The organism is Mesorhizobium sp. M5C.F.Ca.ET.164.01.1.1 (assembly GCF_004792125.1).
GTDB lineage: Bacteria > Pseudomonadota > Alphaproteobacteria > Rhizobiales > Rhizobiaceae > Mesorhizobium > Mesorhizobium wenxiniae.
This window is the reverse complement of the sequence record NZ_SRTG01000206.1, coordinates 1-376: the sequence shown is the minus strand read 5'-3', so window position 1 is coordinate 376 and position 376 is coordinate 1. Positions and strand designations below refer to the sequence as shown.

Genomic DNA, 376 nt, shown 5'->3' with positions numbered 1-376 from the left:
TCAGATCAAGCCGCTCGCGGGCGGAGCGTTCGCGCTCGTCGCGGCGGCGCACGTCCTTGTAGGCGCGCTCGACCATGTTGGTCCGCGCAGTGGCGGTGGCGATCAGCGAGACTTCCTGGCGGGCATTTTCGAGGTTCTGTCGCTGCAGGCCGAGCGCATCGGTGATGCGCTTGTGGTAGAGCGCGGGAAAGAGGCCGGCGAGCGATTTGTCGTCGTCGAAATGCTCGATCAGTTCCTTGGCCTCGGCTTCCGCCTTGACGGCGGCGGCGAGGAAGCCGGCATGACGGGTCTCGTGCAGCGCCTTCAGTTGCTCCTGCACCTTGACCAGCTTCTTCAGGCGGTCCGTTCGCGTGGTCATGGCGCCTATCTCGCCAGC

Annotated in this window: 1 protein-coding gene; it reads right to left on the bottom strand. The window is 65.7% G+C overall.

Going from position 1 to position 376, the window contains the following annotated elements:
* A partial coding sequence (locus EN807_RS33140; protein WP_135937989.1) for a hypothetical protein occupies positions 1 to 358 on the bottom strand: 358 nt, incomplete at its 3' end.
* Positions 359 to 376: the final 18 nt, after the last annotated feature.